Origin of the sequence: Thalassococcus sp. S3 (assembly GCF_004216475.1) — a bacterium.
GTDB lineage: Bacteria > Pseudomonadota > Alphaproteobacteria > Rhodobacterales > Rhodobacteraceae.
This window is the reverse complement of record NZ_CP022303.1, coordinates 2,361,927-2,380,588: the sequence shown is the minus strand read 5'-3', so window position 1 is coordinate 2,380,588 and position 18,662 is coordinate 2,361,927. Positions and strand designations below refer to the sequence as shown.

13 protein-coding genes are annotated in these 18,662 nt (G+C 60.2%); 2 read left to right on the top strand and 11 right to left on the bottom strand.

Annotated features, from left to right (window positions below):
• Positions 1–53: 53 nt before the first annotated feature.
• From CFI11_RS11820 to CFI11_RS11785, 8 genes are all read right to left on the bottom strand, one after another.
• Complete coding sequence (locus CFI11_RS11820; protein ID WP_130406165.1) at positions 54–1,424, bottom strand: hypothetical protein; 1,371 nt, start codon at positions 1,422–1,424, stop codon at positions 54–56.
• Between the two features lie 129 nt (positions 1,425–1,553).
• Complete coding sequence (locus tag CFI11_RS11815) at positions 1,554–2,330, bottom strand: SDR family oxidoreductase (RefSeq protein WP_130406163.1); 777 nt, start codon at positions 2,328–2,330, stop codon at positions 1,554–1,556.
• A 4-nt stretch (positions 2,331–2,334) separates the two neighbouring features.
• Positions 2,335–3,108 (bottom strand): SDR family NAD(P)-dependent oxidoreductase, encoded by a 774-nt coding sequence (locus CFI11_RS11810; RefSeq protein WP_130406161.1) that lies wholly within the window; start codon positions 3,106–3,108, stop codon positions 2,335–2,337.
• Positions 3,109–4,389 carry an acyl-CoA dehydrogenase family protein gene (locus CFI11_RS11805; protein ID WP_130410004.1) on the bottom strand — a complete coding sequence of 427 codons (1,281 nt, stop codon included), beginning with the start codon at positions 4,387–4,389 and terminating at the stop codon, positions 3,109–3,111.
• A 55-nt stretch (positions 4,390–4,444) separates the two neighbouring features.
• Positions 4,445–6,151, bottom strand: coding sequence for a class I adenylate-forming enzyme family protein (locus CFI11_RS11800; protein WP_254449079.1), 1,707 nt, complete (start codon positions 6,149–6,151; stop codon positions 4,445–4,447).
• 533 nt (positions 6,152–6,684) lie between these two features.
• On the bottom strand, positions 6,685–7,206 hold the full coding sequence (locus CFI11_RS11795) for a GNAT family N-acetyltransferase (protein WP_130406157.1): 522 nt from the start codon (positions 7,204–7,206) through the stop codon (positions 6,685–6,687).
• A 109-nt stretch (positions 7,207–7,315) separates the two neighbouring features.
• Positions 7,316–10,726, bottom strand: a complete 3,411-nt coding sequence (locus CFI11_RS11790; protein ID WP_130406155.1) for a translocation/assembly module TamB domain-containing protein — start codon at positions 10,724–10,726, stop codon at positions 7,316–7,318.
• Positions 10,726–12,528, bottom strand: coding sequence for an autotransporter assembly complex family protein (locus CFI11_RS11785; protein ID WP_130406154.1), 1,803 nt, complete (start codon positions 12,526–12,528; stop codon positions 10,726–10,728). Before CFI11_RS11785 ends, CFI11_RS11790 begins: the two co-directional genes overlap by 1 nt.
• Before the next feature lie 220 nt (positions 12,529–12,748).
• On the opposite strand from CFI11_RS11785, the gene CFI11_RS11780 reads away from it, so the two are divergent.
• Together CFI11_RS11780 and CFI11_RS11775 are read left to right on the top strand one after the other, a co-directional pair.
• Positions 12,749–13,204 (top strand): rhodanese-like domain-containing protein, encoded by a 456-nt coding sequence (locus tag CFI11_RS11780; RefSeq protein ID WP_254449078.1) that lies wholly within the window; start codon positions 12,749–12,751, stop codon positions 13,202–13,204.
• Complete coding sequence (locus CFI11_RS11775; RefSeq protein WP_174843499.1) at positions 13,201–14,040, top strand: PHB depolymerase family esterase; 840 nt, start codon at positions 13,201–13,203, stop codon at positions 14,038–14,040. The genes CFI11_RS11780 and CFI11_RS11775 overlap by 4 nt, the downstream gene beginning before the upstream one ends.
• Positions 14,041–14,058: 18 nt before the next feature.
• Here CFI11_RS11775 and mdoH read toward each other — a convergent pair whose 3' ends face one another.
• The 3 genes from mdoH to CFI11_RS11760 are packed head-to-tail and all read right to left on the bottom strand — an operon-like array spanning position 14,059 to position 18,661.
• A complete protein-coding gene (mdoH, locus tag CFI11_RS11770; RefSeq protein WP_130406152.1) occupies positions 14,059–15,939 on the bottom strand; it encodes a glucans biosynthesis glucosyltransferase MdoH in 1,881 nt (626 codons plus the stop codon).
• Positions 15,936–17,438 carry a glucan biosynthesis protein gene (locus CFI11_RS11765; protein ID WP_130406150.1) on the bottom strand — a complete coding sequence of 501 codons (1,503 nt, stop codon included), beginning with the start codon at positions 17,436–17,438 and terminating at the stop codon, positions 15,936–15,938. The genes mdoH and CFI11_RS11765 overlap by 4 nt, the downstream gene beginning before the upstream one ends.
• A complete protein-coding gene (locus tag CFI11_RS11760) occupies positions 17,435–18,661 on the bottom strand; it encodes an OpgC family protein (protein ID WP_130406148.1) in 1,227 nt (408 codons plus the stop codon). Before CFI11_RS11760 ends, CFI11_RS11765 begins: the two co-directional genes overlap by 4 nt.
• Position 18,662: the final 1 nt, after the last annotated feature.

Below are 18,662 nucleotides of genomic sequence, written 5' to 3'. Positions count from 1 at the left end.
GCGAGCTATCGTCTGCCTCCAACAATTGCGATGCAGTTTGGAGCTTCAAACGACTAGTGGATGACTTGGAAGCCGCCTCTCCGCTTTTTCGCTATCCAATTACATGCACGTTTAAAAAAGGAGCCGTAACCATCCTCACCGCTGAGAATAGCAAAAGTACTACCCTCGGGAGACAGCGCTATTTGCGACATATGATAGCGAGCAATGTTCTCAGCCTCGTCTAGTCTATCCAACAAGATCAAGAGACATATCCCAAGCGTTGCATCAGTCCGCATCGGGCTGCTCTTGAGTTTCAACTGAACTAATATGTCTTCGACAGATAGCTCGACCAGCTCGGCCATCTTTAGCGTTGACCACCTAAGCACTGATTCCGCGATAGCCTCCGGACAATGTTCCAGCCGTTCAATGTGCGCTCGATGTGATATTCCAAATACTCTCCAAGCTGCGAAAATACGAGACGAAAGCGGCATGCTCTTGTTTTCGTCAAGCCCCATAATCTCCCAGTACAGCGGATCAACAGCCATCGGTTTAAGCTCGCAGTCGACGATGACGCCTTTTTCATAGGCCAGTGAAGGATCCACACTAATGAACCAGTCACCATCTTGTCGAGAGATATGTCCCTGATTGTATCGCCAGCCAGAACCTTTGCATTTCGATTTCAGTGCGATGCTAAACGCTTTTCCGCGTTCTTTCTCCTTCGTACGTTCTTCTCTGGAAAGCTTCAGGGGATAGTGAGGGATTTCGTCATTTTGAGTGCTCAACAGCTCTGTAAACTGAGAATTCGTCTCCCCGGTTTTTCTGAGAAAGAAGTCGCTAGCTTCGATCGCAACGGGCTGAGGACGCTCCTCCATTCGAAGGTCTTGAGCCAACTTCTTCACATCAGCCTCTCGCCCCGTGTAATAGTACAGGGCGAACAGCGTCACTTCATGTCTGCAGTCCCCAGCTTCACGTTGTTCCTCAAGGTTCTGGATAATACGGGTTAGATTAGGTTGTGCGGAGATAAAGCTCGCCAGCTCGGATCGTAACTCGTCTATGAGATGGGGAAGTTTCCGATAGATGTCGAAAGGGTTGTGCATAACCCTTTCAAGCAATGATCCATCGCTATCCAGCCAGCGGTTTCTTGGCTCGACCCGCTCAATCAGAAGGGTCGAATGAAATTCGCGCATCTTCCTCTTCTTAACATCGGGGTCAGAGGCAAACACTTCCGTTAACAGTGATCCTATACCTTCGTGTAGAACACGAAGGTAAGGTGTAACGTTAAGCAAGCCATTGCGTCGTGAGAAGCAAATTTCGACAGAATAGATAAGGCCATTCTCATCCTTCCTGTCGAAATAATCCTTTCGCCTACGCGAGAAACCAATCGCGCAAAGTTCGTTCTGAAAGCACGTTAAGATATGATCGAGATGCTTTTTCTCGATTTTCATGATGAGGTCGCCGTCGTTTTATCAATCTCTTCGGCTGAGAGACTGCAACCACATGCCGGACTTGTCCACTCAAGTCATTCAACTGCGCCCTTGCTTACCAATGTGCATGCTTTCGAGGTCAAGGAAATTTCAAAGCGATCCAAACCCACCAAACCTCCGGTTCAGTTTGCGCATCCCACCAATCCATTTGTCGTAATTCTCGGTCTTGTTGCGCATGTAGCCCAGCACTTCCTTGTGGGGCAGCACGAGAAACGTTTCCTCGCGGATCGCCTGCACGCAGGCCTCCGCCACAGGTTCGGGCTCCATCATGCCGTCAATGGCGGCGACATGATCTTCGTGGCCGCGCGTCATCTCGGTGCGCACCGCCTGGGGGCAAAGGACCGACACCTTGATGCCGTCGTCGCCATGGGTCATGGCCAGCCATTCCGCCAGACCAACGGCGGCATGTTTGGTCACACCGTAGGGGGCAGAGCCGATCTGGTTCAGCAGACCCGCGGCGGAGGAGGTGTTCAGCAGATACCCGCCGCCCCGCGCGGCCATTCGGGGGATGAGGTGGCGGGCGGCCCAGACATGAGACATCACGTTGACGTCCCAGATGCGCTGCCAGTCGTCGTTCGACGCCTCGACCCCGCCCGCGACCGAGATGCCGGCATTGGAGCAGAAGAGGTCGATCGGCCCGATCTCCTCTTCCACCTTGTCGATCAGGCCGGCGATTTCGAATTCGCGGCCGACATTCACTTCGGCGGCCATACCATTGACTTCATTTGCAGTCTCTGCCGCGCCTTCGGCATTCAGGTCCGCGCAGACGATCTTGGCGGCACCTTCTCGAGCAAAGCGCAACGCCATGGCGCGGCCAATACCGCTGGCAGCACCTGTGACGACGATGATCTTGTCTTTTAGCTCCATATCATCACGTCCACATGTTCGAGCCGCCACAGACCGTCAGCGCCTGACCGGTCATGTAGCGGCTGGCATCCGAGGCCAGGAACACGGCCAGACCCGCGAAATCCTCGGGCTCGCCCAGCCGCCGCAGCGGGATATCGTTCTTGATGCGGGCCTCGACTTCGGGGTTGTCCCAAAGCTCCCGCGCGAAGTCGGTTTTGACAAGGCCTGGGCAGATCGCGTTGAAGCGGATGCCTTTCGGCCCGAACTCCTCGGCCAGATTGCGGACAAGGCCGATCAGCGCCAGTTTGGACATGCCATAGGTGCCCAGCATCAGCGACGGTTTGAACGCGCCGATGGAGGAGGTGAACATCATCGAGCCGGTGCCCTTTTTCACCATGTCCGGCACCACCATCTGCGCCAGCCACAAGTTCGATTGCACATTGGCCCGCATCGTCTTGTCATAGGCATCATCGGGGATGTCGGAGGTGGGGCCGTAGTATGGATTCACCCCGGCATTGCCCACGACGATGTCGATGGCGCCGGCCATTTCGTGGGTCTTGTCCACCAGCTCCTGCAGCTGCTCCTTATAGCCGATGTTACAGGCCACAGCATGGGCGCAGTCGCGGCCTGCAGCCATGTTGATCTCTGCCACCGCCGCATCAAGCTGCTCTTGCTTGCGGGCAGAGATCACTACGGTCGCGCCATGCTGGGCGAGGCCCTTGGCCATCTCCAGCCCCATGCCCTTGGAGGCACCTGTCAGCAGTGCCACCTTCCCGGTCAGATCGAAAAGCATGCTCATTTACGGACCCGCGAAAATCTTGCCGCGACCGTTGTCGGAACTTGCACGACGGTCATTAGAGCTTTGAAAAGACGCCACTTCCGCGCGGGCTACGACGTGATGATGCACCTCATCGGGACCGTCGGCATAGCGCAGCGTGCGCTGGCCGGTATACATCGCTGACAGAGGCGACCACTGCGAAATCCCGGTGGCGCCATGGACCTGCATCGACTGGTCGATGATCTGGCAAACCTTTTCGGGCACCATCGCCTTGATCATGCTGACCCAGATCCGTGCTTCCTTGTTGCCCAGCACGTCCATCGCCTTGGCGGCCTTGAGCACCATGAGGCGCATCGCTTCGATCTCGATCCGCGCGCGGGAGATCGTCTCCATGTTCTTGCCCAGATCGACGATCCGCTTGCCAAAGGCCTGACGATTGATCGCGCGGTCCATCAGCAGATCCAGCGCCTTCTCGGCCTGCCCGATGGAGCGCATGCAGTGGTGAATGCGACCGGGGCCCAGGCGGACCTGGCTGATCTCGAACCCGCGCCCTTCGCCCCAGAGGATGTTCTCCTCGGGCACGCGGACATTGGTGAAGCGGATATGCATGTGACCGTGGGGCGCGTCGTCATGGCCGAAGACATGCATCGGCCCCAGGATCTCGACACCGGGCGTGTCGACGGGAACAAGGATCTGGCTTTGCTGGCGGAAGGTTTCGGCCTCCGGCGACGTCTTTACCATGACAATCATGATCTTGCAGCGCGGATCGCCGGCGCCGGAAATATAGTATTTCTCGCCATTAATCACCCATTCGCCGTTTTCCAGCACAGCGGAGGTGGAGATATTCTTGGCGTCGGACGAGGCTACATCGGGTTCCGTCATGGCAAAGGCCGAGCGGATTTCACCGGCGAGCAGGGGCTTCAGCCATTGCTCTTTCTGCTCCGCGGTGCCCACACGTTCGAGCACCTCCATATTACCCGTATCAGGGGCCGAACAGTTCAACGTTTCGGAGGCGAGGGGGTTCTTGCCCAGCTCTGCCGCGATATAGGCGTAATCGAGATTGGCCAGCCCCTCACCGGTTTCGGCATTGGGAAGAAAGAAGTTCCACAGACCCGCATCCCGCGCTTTTTGCTTGGCCCCTTCCAGCAATTCAAGCTGGCCGGGCGCGTAGGACCATCGGTCGGTGCGGCCCTCGCCCAGGGCATAGAATTCCTCGGTGATCGGTTCGACATTCTCCTGAATATGCTTGATCACGGCGGCCAGAAGCGGTTTGGCCTTTTCCGACATTTCCAGGTTGTTCATCTCGAACGGCGTGTTGTGATGGACCATTCAGGTCTCTCCTTCGGTTTCAGGTATGTCAGGCTACGGGAGCGAGCGTGGCGAGGCAGGCCTCGCGCAGCGCGCGCCGGTCGATCTTGTCGGTGGCGCCACGGGGCAGGGGGTCTGCCTGCAGCCACAGATGTTCGGGAATTTTAAACTTGGCGATGTGGTCGGCCAGATAAGCGCGCAGATCGTCAGCGCTGGCTTCATGGCCCGCGCGGAGCTGCACACCTGCGCCGACAATCTCTCCCAAACGGTCGTCAGGAACCGAGAACGCGCAGGCTTCGGCCACGGCGGGATGGCGGTGCAAGGCGCCTTCGACATCGAGACAGGCGATATTCTCGCCCCCGCGGATGATGATGTTCTTACGCCGGTCCACGATGGTGATCACGCCTTCCTCGTCGATGAAACCCAGATCACCGGTGCGCAGCCAGCCATCCTGTAGAACCTCCGCCGTCGCCTCGGGTTTATTGAGGTAACACCGCATGTTAGCGGGACTTTTTACAGTCAGCTCTCCGATATCGCCAACGGTGACGTCGCGGCCATCCTCATCCAGAAAGCGCACCTCCTGCAAGGGGGGGTGGAGCCGTCCGGCTGCTCCGGGCTGTTTGATATAATCATCGCCAAGCATGCCGATCCCAAGGGCATTCGTCTCTGTCATGCCCCAGCCGGTGGCGACGTCGGCATTTGGAAACACCTTGGCAAGTTCCTCGACCTGCGCGGCGGGCCGCTTCGCTCCGCCAGCCCCCAGATAGTCAAGCGTTGGCAGCGTTTCGCCCATCCGGCGGGCGGCCTCCATCAGGTCGGCTGATTGCGTAGGAACGCCCAGAAAGCGCGAGATGTGTTCGTCCCGGATCAGGCGCACCGCCGCCTCGGCATCCCATTTGTGCATCAAGGCCAGCTTTGCACCGGCCGGCAGACTGAGCAGGAAAAGCGGGTGCGTAGCCGTGACGTGGAAAAGAGGGGTCACAACAAGGGCGGACGGGCGCTGGGGTTCGGGCGCGCCGGGGTCTGGCGGGTTCATCAACGGCGCGATCACCGCCTGCAAAAGCCAGCTGAACACCGCATTGATCGCCCCGCGATGGGTTTGAACGACACCTTTCGGATGCCCGGTCGTGCCCGACGAATACATAATGGCAAAGTCATCGTCAGGTGAAATCTCGGTCTCTGGCCAATCCGCGTCGGCGCCGTTCCGGAGGATATTTTCGTAAGCTTTTTCAGAGTGCTGAACACCGTCTCTCACACCGATGATCTGACTGTTCTGGAGAGACGGGCACGCCCTGAGACGTTCGGCACGCGGGCCGTCGGCAAAGACCAGCTTGGGTGTGCTGTCGGTTAGGGCATAGTCAAGCTCTTCGCTTGTCCACCACGCGTTCAGCAGAACCGTCACCGCGCCAAGAGACGCTGTGGCAAGCGTGGCAACAAGAAGCTCGGGATAATTCCGCATCGCGATAGCGATCCGGTCGCCCTTGACGACACCGAGTGCCTGAAGACTTTTGGCCACCGCTTTGACATCATTGCAAAACGCGTCATAGGTCCAACGCTCGTCCTCATAGACCAGATATTCTAGGGATCCATCGCCGTGCTGCGCGCGGCTTGCCTGAAGCAATTGGCGCAGATTGGTGGGGACATTCTTGAAAACCTTGAACTCAACGCCGTTGATCAGCGCCGGTTCAATGGCGAATGTCGGATTGGTCGTGGTGACGTGATGTACTGCGTCGTCGAGGGTCATGGCCGCGTTCATATGACCGGACCCTTTGAAAAGCCGCAGGCGGTTGCGCGATGATCCATCACGGTGTTCTCCTCCCAGATGCGCCGCTGGCGCAGTCGCTTTATTGGGTCGCATTGGTCTGCGACTCTGTCATTTCGAAAAATGTTAGTCTGGAATTCTGATGCTGCCAATACCGCATGTCGGAACGTAATTTCGCAAATCAACGGTTGTCGCGGCCGTCAAGACGCCGCACGGAGTTCATCCTGCCTTCTGCATCTTTATATTACATAATACTGATTATAGATAATATGACATGCCAACGCGGTCTATGAATGCGCCTTGTAAACAAGGCTCATACCTTGAGGCCCTGCCTGGCAGCGTCTGTTGCTGCGCTTTTCGCTGCGTACGCGTCAGTCAGTCTCTTGATCTACGGATCGAGGTTTCTGCCCCTTCATGGACATTGATGTGCGACCGGATCGTTTCCAGAGCAAAAGCGTCCATGCGCACAGTCAATCCTTGTTTCGAGAGGTCTGGAATGAGCTGACAGCAGCTTCCTTTGCTGCGGCTTACGGAAAGTCCCATACGACCAGGACATTCTCCGATTGCCAAAGCGGTCCAGGATCAACGAAGCGTGCACCTTCAACGCCGCCCATGTTCCGGTAGAACTTCCGCGCTCGCTCGTTCTGTCGCACGACAGCGAGCGCCATACCGTTACTTCCCGCGCCTTTGCATTCATTGATCGCAGTCAGCAGAAGCCGCTTTCCAAGACCCGAGCTTTGCGCATCTTTTGCAACGTACAAATGCTTTAGCTCTGCGCGCCCCTCGAAAACGGGATTGTCAGATGATCCAATGCTCACAACACCGACAATCGTGTCTGCATCGCGTGCAACCCAGGCCCCTCGTCCGCGCTCGTTGCTGGCCAGAACCGCTGACCAATAAGGCAAGCGCTTCTCCTCATCCAAGAGCTTGAGAGCCTTTTGGGGCGCATAGGCGCTGTAAGTCGCCCTCCAGACATCGACGTGCAGCTTTGCGAGTGTGGCGGCTTCATCAGGCCGACCCCGAGAAACGGATACGTCGCTCTGTGCCATCTTCTCGAAATCCTCGTGTTCAAAATTAACCAAGTTACTGCATGGATTTTTAGAAATGCCGGCCTGGCACCCGCGGGACGTTCACATATCCCAAACCCCCTGCGCGCGATCAGTAGTCTCTCTCAAAGAAGATCCCAAGCGATGTGTCTCCGTCTGCCTGAGCCTCTCCCCGCGCGGTGATGTTTGGTGTAAGATCGATGTTGATCGACACACCGGTACTGCCTGAATCTCCGACAGTGACATCGGTATAGACGTTGTCTGAGAGGTATCGGCCTGCCCTTACAGCCGCATTGCCATCGCTGTCGGTCTGCACGTCCAGATCATCAAGACCGAACCCCTCGCGCAGTCGCGACAGCACGCTGGCATTGTTGCGTCCAGCCAGCGTTGCGACAGCATTGGCCAGCTGAAGCGCCTGAAAGGGTGAAATCTGGCTGAGGTCACGGCCAAAGAGGATCTGCGCAAGTACCTCGTCCTGCGGAACGGGCGGGCTGGCTTCAAAGCGGACCTGAGGATCGGAGGCCCGTCCGTCGATGATGACGCTGGCCGTGCCCTGCTCGGTATCGGTTGTGGCGACGAATGTGAGGAACGGGTCAAAATCGCCCTGAAGGCTGACCCGCCCCTCGTCGAGGGTGAACCTTTGGCCAAGAATGTCGAGCCGCCCGCGGATCAGATCGAAGGCCCCGGCCGAGATGGGTGCGTTTGTTGTACCGGTCAGCCTCAACTGCCCCCCCAGTTCGGCGTCAAGGCCGCGCCCCCGCACGAAGATCCGCGCCGGCGCCCGGATCAGCAGATCAAGCGGAAAGGACGGTCCGGCGCGGGCGCTCGCACCGCCATTGGCGGCTGCCGCGGTATCCAGACCTGCGCGGGCTTGCGAGGCCCGCACAGCGGGCGCCGCCCCGACATGATCAATGGCCGGAATATCTGAAAGCGACCCGATGCTTGTGGATGGAACAGAGATGTTCATTTCGCCGACTTCGATGTCTCCGCCAATTCTGGCGCCGCCGGTGAGAGGACCGGCCACCGTGACGAACCCGTCCAAAACCGCGCGGTATAGTTGCGGGTCTTCAAGCGTCAGCCCCGCCAGACCGATCCTGATATTGGCGGGATATCCGTTGCCGAGCCGCACGGGTCCTTCCACGGCCAGTTCGCCCCCCTGTGGCGGGCGGGCACCGATGCGGATCTGGGCCTCACCATTGGACAGCGCCACCTGACCCGCAATGTCGCGCAATGTGATGCCTTCGGCGGGCAGAACCAGAACACCTTCGGACACGGTCGCCGTGCCCGTCACGGCCGAAAGCGACGGCCCGCGTGCGGTGAGATCAAAACCCAACTGCCCGCGAATACTGCGCGGCGCGATGAAGGGGCTGGCCAGTCCCATCGGAGCGGATCCGGTCAGCCGAACGTTAATGTCGGGCGCAACGGCGCCCCGCACATTGGCCAATGTCCCTGCGGGCCCCCAAAGCGCGGTATCGGTGACGAAGCGCCCGTTTTCGTCCCGCACCCGTCCCGAAAACCGCAATGGCCCTGAAAAACCCGACACCAGAGGGGCGATATCGGGCATTGCAAATTCATAGGTCAGGATCGGTTCGGGCGCGAGCCGCCCCTGAAACGCGAAATCCGAGCGGTAAGGCCCCTGCCCCGTCGAGCGGACCCGCCAGGCACCATCGGCAAGCGATAGCGTCCCGGAGAGCTGGGCAGGCCCCATGACCGCGTCGACGATGTCTCCGACCTCGGCCAGCGCAAGGGTGTAGTCGAGCGTGCCGGTTTCCGAGGAAAGCGAACCCTGCGCGGTTAGATCCGCACGCGGCGCGTCGATCTCCAGCCGGTCGAGCTGCAGCCCGTCTTCGTCGCGCGCGGCTGCGATCACCAGGGACGTGATCCCCTGCAACAGCGGGTCAAGCTGTGCGATCCCAGTTTGAAGCTGCTCCGCCTCGCCGCTGACATCAACGTCAAAGCGCCCGCCTGCATCAGCCCGCCCCGAGATATCCACATCCAGTCGCCCCCCCAATGTTTGACCGGCAAGTGTCGACAGGAACCGGATATCCGGGCTGTCAAAACCAAGATCGAACCGGGTTTCGAACTCGGCATCCAGGCCGCTGATCTCTGCCGATCCGGCAAGCCCATAGCCCGGCCCCTGCAGCAAAATGCGGGAGAGCTCCACGGGTTGATCTTCAACATAGCTGGCCACGACCCGCCCGGTGACATCGCCCCCGATGGCGTCGCTCAGGGCATCGTCGGCGAGCGCCAGACCATCCGTTCTGAAATCAAGATCCGCGTTCACCGACCCGATCCCGTCGGGGTTGGCGCGGATGTTGCCCGCACCGCTCAGCACGGCCTGCGCCAGGCTGATCCCGTCCCGGGCAAGGTCAGATACCTGCATCTCTCCCGACCAGGCCTCGCCTTGCGCGGCGTCGAAATTCAGATCGAACGTGGCCCGCCGCAGGGTCGTCTCGGGCCCTGAAATCGGCAAAAGCACGTCCTGGCCGTCCTCGCGCGCCATGCTGCCGGATATTGCGATACGCTCGGGCCATGCCTCGGCGTTCAAAGCCACCGCGCCGCGCAGACGAAGCGCGTCTGTCACCAGCCGGAATTCCCCAAGATCCAGCGCCCCGTCCACCGCGCGTTCACCGCGGGCAACCAACGCGACGTTCGGGCCAAAGAAGGGACGGTATTGGGGAGCGAAAAGCGCCGTGACATCCCCGGAGATGTCGACATCGAACTGCCGCCCGCCTGTATCGGTGCCCTCGAGCCGGACGGTCCCGCTCAGACGCTCCGTATCGTCGGTGGCCAGGTCGATCTCTGCGCCGAAATCGTTCAAAGGCCCCTGCCCTTCGATTGTCAGATCGACGGAAGGCAGCCCCGGGATCGATATCAGCCGCGCCGCGATGCCGTCCGGTGCTTCGGTCAGGTTTATCGCAAGATCCAGCGTCTCGGTCGCATTCTCGAACGCGGCCTCGATCTCAAAAAGCCCTTCGGGTCCGTCCAGCCGTTCGGACCGCAGCCGCGCTTCGCCTTCGCCCCCTTCCAGCCGTGCAGAGGCTTCGAGATCAAACGCCACCTCCTGGCCCAGTATCGGGGCGCCCAGGGTGATACGATCCGCAGCGAGGCGGTCGATATTGACGGATACCGGAAGCTCGGGCAGCGAAAAACCGGTGGCCTCTGCCGAGGGGGTTTCGGACGGACCGGCCGCCGGCAACCGCGCCAAGGTGATCGATTGCGCGCTGAGCGTTTCAATCTCGATCCGCCCGCTCAAAAGGGCCGAGCGGTTCCAGGTCATCTGGGCGCCTTCAAGCGTCAGCCAGATCCCATCTGGATCGGCAATCGTGACCCGATCAATGCGCGCCGTGGCGCTGAGCGCACCGGAGAAGCCCTCGACCCGCACCGTTCGGCCCTCTCCGCCAAGTGCGTCTTCAAGCAGCCCTGCGATAAAGCCGCGATCATCCTCCTGCGCTGCGACAGGGGTTAGAAAACCGCCGAAACATAGCGCGATAGCAGTGATCCAAAAGCGCAAGACGGTCATCAAAAGGCCTGTCCTATCCCGATGTAGATTTCCACGCCGCTGTTCTCACCCGGCCCGCTGGTCGGCGCGGCCACGTCAAAGCGGATGGGCCCCACCCCGGTGTCATAGCGCACTCCGACGCCCGCGCCGCTGTGCCATTCTCCGCTGCTGCCGTCCGGGAACGCTTCTCGCCCGATATAGCCGCCATCGACGAAACCGACGACGCTGAGCCGGTCACCAGTGCGTATTCTGACCTCTCCCGACAGGCCCAGGAAAGAGCGGCCACCGACATCTTCTCCGCTTGGCAACGTTATGCCCAGCGACTGATAGGGCTGCCCCCGGACGGTGCCACCGCCACCTGAAAAGAACAGGTAATCTGCCGGTGCCTGCTCAAGATCGGGTCCGACCAAAGCACCAACCTGGCCGCGCACCGCGAAGGTGACCCGCTCGCCGACGCTGCGATAAGCCCTGAGATCCAAGAGCGCGCGCAGCCCGCTATCGGTGCCTGACAGGGCGGCAAAGGGCGTCAGCTCAAGCTTTCCATAAGCCCCGTCCGTCGCGTCAACATCCGAGTTTCTATAATCGAGTTCCGCGGACAAAGGGATTGTAAAGACGGTATAGCGGCGATCCCCGAACGCATCTTCGGTGCGCGCATGTTCCAGACCCAGCCCGTAAGTATAAGTCCGCTTGAGCGTCTTGCGATTGACGAAGCCCAGCTCGAACCCGATCTTGTCCGAGGAAAAGCTGACCTCATCAAGGCTTTCCAATTCCGCCTCGGCGTAGAAATCGGTATCTGGCCCGCGCTCTGCCGGACGGTCGAACCGTGCGCCAAGACGGTAGTCGACGCCCCCGTCATCCCCGCCGATGCCGCTGACCTCGGCGTCAAAGCGAAGACGTTCCGCGCCCCCAAGCAGATTTCGGTGCAGCCAATAACCCGAAAGCGTCAGCCCCTGAAGCGAGGATATCTCGGCCCCGAACCCGAAGGTGCGCGGCAGACGATCCGACACCTCCAGCTCAATGGGCAATCTGTCAGGCGGATCTATCTGCTCGGCTTCGGTCAGGGACACGATGCGAAACGTGCCCGTGCGTTGAAGTCTGTTGCGGGCGCGATCCAACTCCTCGGGCGAGAAGACTTGCCCTTCTGGCAATCCGGTAATCTCGCGAATACGCTCGGGACGGACATTCGAATTGCCCGACAGGATGAGCGAGCCGAACCTCAGACGGGGACCCGGGTTGATCCGAATGGCGACGTCAAGACGCTGCTCGGGGTGGCGCGCAGTGATCTGCTGTTCGCCCGGCTCCGCTTTGGCATAGCCATCATCGCGCCAATCGGAGACCGCCTGATCAACAGCCGAGCGGATAACGCTTGTTTTGGCGGTCTCGCCAGAAGCGAACGCCTCGACCCGTTCGGCGTCCGATGGCAGGGGAGCAATATCGGCCCGGCCAAACCGAAAGGCGGCGCCCGGCTCGACCGCGATGACCACACGCGCGACGCGGTCCGGGGCGCGTACGACCGGGATCGCTGCGGCCTCCCGCCCGTCGAGCTGAATGGAAATGACCGGCGCGAAAAAGCCTGCGTCATAAAGCACCGCTGTCAATCGCGCATAATCGGCCCGCGCGGCCGCCAGAACCTGCTGGCCCGCCCCGCGCTCCTCCTCCGGCAGACTTTGAATGAGAGAGGCAGATTGAAGCGCCGATACGATGTCTTCCGGAACACCCGGCGCTTGAAGGCGCGTCTCGAAAGCGAACGATTTGACCGAGGAGAGAAGCACACAAGCGAAAGCTATGGCGATACGGGAGGGTGTTCGGTGATAAAATCGCATATGCGAAACAGATTCTCGCTCTCAATATCCTCGTCCATTAAGCTTATATCAAAGCAAAGCGACAGAGGGACCGCCTAAAAAAATACGCGCGACACCGCGATGAAGTTCCTGAGTTTTTCCCCTTCCCAAACGAGCACGAAGCCGGGTTCACCGAGAAGTGACTCGAAAATCCCGCGACAGGCGGTACGGGTACAGGGATCACCTTGGTACGGATGTCATTTTGAGCACTCTTCTTTCTCGCCGTAAGGCCTTGGCCGGCTTGGCTCTTTTGATCTCCGGCGCGGGGTATGCCGGCGCAAGCTATCTTTATCCGTCTCGTCCATCGTCGATAGATGTCGTCACCGTCGATCAGGTCTATTCCATGGCGCAAAGGGGCGAAGTCTTGCTGGTGGACATCAGACGACCGGACGAATGGGATCGGACAGGCATTGCCGAAGGCGCCCATCCGCTGGATATGAGGCGATCTGACTTTGTCGCGGCCCTCGATAGCCTGACCGGGGCCGACAGGGCCCGCCCCATCGCATTGATCTGCGCACGTGGCGTGCGGTCCGCGCGACTGAGCGCTGCGCTGACCGATGCGGGCTTCACCCGGATCATAGATGTGCCCGAAGGCATGCTCGGTTCGCTTGCTGGGCCAGGCTGGTTGAAATCCGAACTACCGACGCGCCGGCCATGATCAGGGGGCTGACAGGTTTTCTGGGTCTTTCGATTGCGTGTCTCGCATCGGGGTCGGTCCATGCGGGCTGTGGCCCCGATCCGGCACCGTGCCCGGTGACGGACGGTGAATACCACATCGAACTGCCGGACGCGCCCGGACCCCATCCGGTCGTGATGCATCTGCACGGTGCCGGCAGCAACGGGGCGAATGTGATGCGCAACGGCGATCTCGTGACGTCGCTTACCGCGCGCGGATACGCTGTTATCGCACCCTCTGCCCGCAGCCGTCCCGGAAGTCGTTTGCGGGGGGTCTGGAATTTCTATCCCGGTTGGGAGGGCCGCAACGATCCGCGTTTTCTGAACACCGTGATCGCCGATGCGGCGCCGCGCTTTGATCTTGATCCGGAACGGGTTCTTCTCAGCGGCTTTTCGGCGGGGGGATTTATGGTGTCCTACCTGGCATGCGATACGCCCCAGGCCTTTGCAGCTTATGCGCCTGTCGCCGGTGGCTTCTGGCGCCCGCATCCGCAAGAGTGCTCTGGCCCCGTAAAGCTGTTTCAGACCCATGGCTGGCGGGACATGACCGTCCCGCTTGAAGGTCGGCCCCTGGGCGGAGGACGGTTTTTGCAGGGCGATATCTTTGCCGGGATGGAGATCTGGCGGATCGCCAATGACTGCCCCGATATGCGCCCCGACGCATTCGCCCAGACCGGCATCTTCATGCGCCGGTCCTGGACCGATTGTGACCCGCAAAGCGCGTTGCAATTTGCGCTCTTTCCCGGCGGGCATTCTGTACCCGACGGGTGGGCCGATATGGTGCTCGATTGGTTCGAGGCAGAGATAGCGGCGGACTGACCACAATCCGGACCGCCCTCACTCGGCCGGCGTGTGCACCCGATCTCCATCCAGGGCCGCCTTGAGTTGCGCGCGATAGTGGCGCGCGGCTTTGATGATAGCGGGTTCGCGGTAGACCTCGGCGGTTCCCAGATGACGCGTTCCCAGGCTGGCCAGGCTAAGCCCGCTCAGCGCCGAAAGAGGGATCGCCAGCGCCAGGCTGATCGCGATCGGAAGCAGCCAAAGCGTCACCAGACCGGACAGGATGCCCACCATCAGCGCCACACCGCTGACGGTTTCCAGCGCATGGCATTTCGCCAATGTGGACCAGCCATATTGCCCGCCGTCACGCTGTTGAACGGCCCAGCCTTTCTGGATGCCAAAGAGCGTCCGGAACACGGCGATCATCTGTTGCACCATCAGGATCGGAGCATACGCCACGGAGAGCAGGATTTCGGTCAGAAACGATAGGGAAAACCGCCCTCCCCCGCCAAGATCGCGATAGCGAAGCCCGGTCAGGGGCACCGCAGCCACACCCAAAAGCTTCGGCGCCAGCAGCATTGCGTACATCAGCAGCAGCACGAGAACATGCCGCCCTTCGGTAAACTCGGGCCAGGTTGGCATCAGCGGATTGGCTTCGCTGAAATAGGTCAGCACATTTTCGTCCTGACCATTGCCGATCAATGCCCAGATCAGCAGCAGGCAGAACCAGAGCGGGGACAGAAGATATCCCATCGCCCCGTGAAACAGGTGAAACCGCGACATGGCGTGAAAACCGCGGGTCCAGAGGATCCGCAAATGCTGCAGGTTGCCCTGACACCAGCGCCGGTCCCGCTGGATATGGTCGATGAGGTTCGCGGGCGTTTCCTCGTAAGAACCGCGAATGCGAGGCAGAAAGCGCACGGTCCAGCCCGCGCGGCGCATCAGACCGGCTTCGACAAAGTCGTGGCTCATGATCAGCGCTTCGCGGCCCGACCATGTGCGCAGACGCGGCAACCCGGCAGAGGCGGCAAAGGCCGCGGTCCTCAGGATCGCGTTGTGACCCCAGTAATTCCCTTCCTGCCCAGACCACCGGGCCAGACCTTCGGCAAGGGCCTCTCCGTAAATGGAGTTAGCGAATTGCTGGGCGCGGGCAAAGACGGATTGCGCCCCGATCAGATGCGGGAAACTCTGGATCAGACCCGCGCTGGGGTCCCGTGCCAGCGCATCGGTCAGTTGCGCGATGGCCCGGCCGGTCATCAGACTGTCGGCATCCAGCACCAGCATCGCGTCATATCCGCCACCCCAGCGGCGCGTCCAATCGGCGATGTTGCCGACCTTGCGGTCGGTATTCTGCGCCCGGCGGCGGTAGTAAAGACGCGTGCCGGGGGACAGGGTTTCCCTGAGCGCCAGTACGCTGGCCTCTTCCTGCGCGGCAATCTCGTCGTCTCGTGTATCGCTCAGCACAAAGAGGGTGTAGTCGTGCACGCCGCCACGATCCCGCAACTCCTCCAGCATGGCCGATGCGTTGCCGAGGACATACCACGGCACCTCGTTATAGATGGGCATCAGCAAGGCCACGTTCAGCGGATCGGGCTTGGTCTGCCTTGATGGCTGCGGTCGACGCCGCATAAGAGCTGCAAAGCCCGATGCGACCGTGCTAAGCGTGAGGCTGATCCAGAAGAAGTTGAATGAGATTAGGCCGATCAGCAGCGCTTCAAGCGCGCCGATCCCATCCTCGCCGAACCAGTTCCACATAACCCCAATCAGCGCCACGGTCGCCAGGAATGCCGGAACAAACGCCAGCACGCGCCAGAGCCGTGTCTGCAGATTTGCCCTTACACCAGGCGCCTTGCGGTCGCTGAACGCCTGGCTGAGATCCTGCTCAGGCATCTCAAGCGGTTGCTCTGGCGGGGTAAGAGGCTGGGTGTCTCGGATCATGCCGTCCATCTGTATAACCAGACTTCGCTGGCCCTCTGTCCGTTCTTTCGCAACTGCGCGCGCATTTCGACCTCTTCCGATTGTCCCGGATCAAACCGGAACCCGAGGCGAAGCCCTCCGGTTTCGGGATTGCGTTGCAAGATCCCGCCCTTCACCTCGGCGCGGTACGCGTTCAGCTGAAGATCCAGATTTTCAGGCCCTTCGTCGAAGGCGGGGTGTGGGGCGAAATCCACCGTCACGATGTAATCGCCGCTTTCCGCACGCCCCAGCCGGGTGTTCAGCACCTCGGCATGCCCGGTTGGCACCGGCACCTCACCGCCCCAGGTCAGACGGTAATCCAGGTCAATCTGCTCTCCGGCCTCATAAGGCTCTGACGGGCGCCAATAGGCCACAATGTTATCGTAGACCTCTTTCTTGGTCGGAATTTCGACCAGGGTCACCGCGCCCTTGCCCCAGTCGCCCCGAGGTTCGACCCAAAGTCCCGGACGCAGGTGATAAAGCGCCTCAAGATCTCCGAAGTCGGACAGCTTCCGGGCGCGTTGCATCAACCCGAAGCCGCGTGGATTGCTATCAAGGAAAGACGAGATCTGCAGCTTGCGCGGGTTCGCCAGCGGACGCCACAACGTCTCCCCTGCTCCATTCAACACCATAAGCCCATCCGTGTCGTGAACAGCGGTTCGGAAGTCTTCAAACCGCGCACGGTTGGTTTCGTCAAACATGAACATCGAGGTGAGCGCCCCAATGCCGACGTGATGAAGCGAAATGCGCGGAAAGAGGGTCGCTTTGACCTCCATAACGCAGTTTTCGCCTGGCGAAATGGTAAATCTGTAAGCCCCTGTCACACTCGGACTGTCGAGCAGTGCATGCACGACGATCTCGCGCGCGCGAGGTTCCGGCGTTTCAAGCCAGAATTCGACGAAGTCGGGAAACTCCTCTCCCTCCGGGTCGGCTGTCTTCAAGGCCAGCCCCCGCGCGGACAGGCCATAGATCTGTCCGATACCGATCGCCCGAAAATAGCTGGCCCCCTGAAAGACGCAGAATTCCTGCTTGATGCCCGGTTGCGTCAGTTCGCTGCGAAGGCGAAAGCCGGAATAGCCCAGGGTTTCGTCCTGCGTCAGGTCGGGCACGTTGTCGGTGTGGTCGAACAGCCCATAGTTGAACGCGAACGGGTTTGCAGCGCCGTTATCGACCGTGTTGATGCGAACGGGGCGCGGGAAGTAGAGACCCGGATGAAAGAAGTCGACGTTAAAGGGCTTGTCCGTCCCGCTCCAGAGCGCGTCAGCCGAACGAAACCAGATCTGTCGATACATGTCATAGCTCAGATCCTGCCAGTCCTGCGGCACGGCGGGGCGCTGCGCATAGGTCTCCTGCGACAGGACACGAGCCTTTTCGATCACGGTGTCGTGACTGAAGACCTCGGCGGCAAGCGGGCCAACACTCGGCAGCAAAACCAGCGATGTTCCGGCCAGCAAAAGCGCGCGTCTGGACAGCCTGGTCATTTTGCCCTGCCCTTCCACGGCGCGGACTTGAACCAGCCGGCGAGATAAGCAACCGCAATGATCAACCCGAAGCCCACAAGATTTGCCATGGAAACGATCCAGGCATCACGCGACGTGTGATCCAGCGCAAAGCCGATGACGCGGGCCAGCGCCATCGAGAAAACAAACACAGCAAGGGATTGCTGCCCGACTTTGGTGATCACGCGCAAGACCTGACGCCAAATAGCGGCACCCGCACCTGTTCCGGTTGCGATCAGGCGGTGGCCGCCGTCACCGGCGGCGGCATAGCCAAGATAGGCTAGCGCGAGGAAGTGAAGATATCTCAGGGCTCCGAACTCCGTTTTGTCTCGGAATTCACCAAGTGAGGACCAAGTTCCACGGATCAAGCTGGCAAGCTCCGGGCTGGCGGCGTTTAGCCACATCAGAACCTTCCACGAGCCAAATGGCGCCGAAATCACGAGGAAAGCGACGCAGAACCAGACAAGTGCCTTGGAAATAGGCGGTGCGGGCAACCAGCCGCGCATGAAAGCGAATCCGGTGAAAAAGAGAAGCTGCCACCCGAACGGATTGAAGAACCACTCCCGATCCGACCACGGTTCCGCCGAGAGCGGAAGCAGCCCCAGATTGGCCACAAGCCAAAGCGCGACGCTAAACCCGGCGGTCAGCCAGAAGCTCACCCCCGCCAGAAGCATCAGGATCGGCATAAGGGCCAGTATTCCAAGATACATCGGCAGGATGTCGAAATAGTTCGGAACGTAAGTCAGGGTGAAGAGACCCACGATCTGCGGCATCGGATCGTTGAAGAAATGCCCAAGGTTCAGGCCGTTGGCATAGGATTTCTCGTACCCTCCATAGGCGTCTACGGCAGCGATCATCATGGCGATGAAGAAGAAAAGCGCGATATGCGCCCAATAGACCTGCCAGACCCGGAACACCACGCGCGCCGTGCCGAACCACCAGCCGCTTTTGTCGTAGCTCCGGCCAAACGCGATGGCCGAGGCCATGCCCGAACAGAAGACGAAGATTTCGGTGGCATCCGAAAATCCAAAGCGAGCGGGGATCCAGGCCACCCACCAGTTGCCGGGAATATGCGCTACCAGAATGATGAACATCGCGATCCCACGGTAAAAGTCGAGCCGGGGATCGCGTGTGGTGGATTTGGCGGAGATTCCGCTTTTTGCAGGGTGTGCAGAGAAGTCGGTGCTTGGCGTGATTGTCGCCATC

Coding starts and splice junctions, on each gene's coding strand:
- CFI11_RS11820 (WP_130406165.1), bottom strand. CDS start 1,424: ATGAAAATCGAGAAAAAGCATCTCGATCATATCTTAACGTGCTTTCAG.
- CFI11_RS11815 (WP_130406163.1), bottom strand. CDS start 2,330: ATGGAGCTAAAAGACAAGATCATCGTCGTCACAGGTGCTGCCAGCGGT.
- CFI11_RS11810 (WP_130406161.1), bottom strand. CDS start 3,108: ATGAGCATGCTTTTCGATCTGACCGGGAAGGTGGCACTGCTGACAGGT.
- CFI11_RS11805 (WP_130410004.1), bottom strand. CDS start 4,389: ATGAACAACCTGGAAATGTCGGAAAAGGCCAAACCGCTTCTGGCCGCC.
- CFI11_RS11800 (WP_254449079.1), bottom strand. CDS start 6,151: ATGAACGCGGCCATGACCCTCGACGACGCAGTACATCACGTCACCACG.
- CFI11_RS11795 (WP_130406157.1), bottom strand. CDS start 7,206: ATGGCACAGAGCGACGTATCCGTTTCTCGGGGTCGGCCTGATGAAGCC.
- CFI11_RS11790 (WP_130406155.1), bottom strand. CDS start 10,726: ATGACCGTCTTGCGCTTTTGGATCACTGCTATCGCGCTATGTTTCGGC.
- CFI11_RS11785 (WP_130406154.1), bottom strand. CDS start 12,528: ATGCGATTTTATCACCGAACACCCTCCCGTATCGCCATAGCTTTCGCT.
- CFI11_RS11775 (WP_174843499.1), top strand. CDS start 13,201: ATGATCAGGGGGCTGACAGGTTTTCTGGGTCTTTCGATTGCGTGTCTC.
- mdoH (WP_130406152.1), bottom strand. CDS start 15,939: ATGATCCGAGACACCCAGCCTCTTACCCCGCCAGAGCAACCGCTTGAG.
- CFI11_RS11765 (WP_130406150.1), bottom strand. CDS start 17,438: ATGACCAGGCTGTCCAGACGCGCGCTTTTGCTGGCCGGAACATCGCTG.
- CFI11_RS11760 (WP_130406148.1), bottom strand. CDS start 18,661: ATGGCGACAATCACGCCAAGCACCGACTTCTCTGCACACCCTGCAAAA.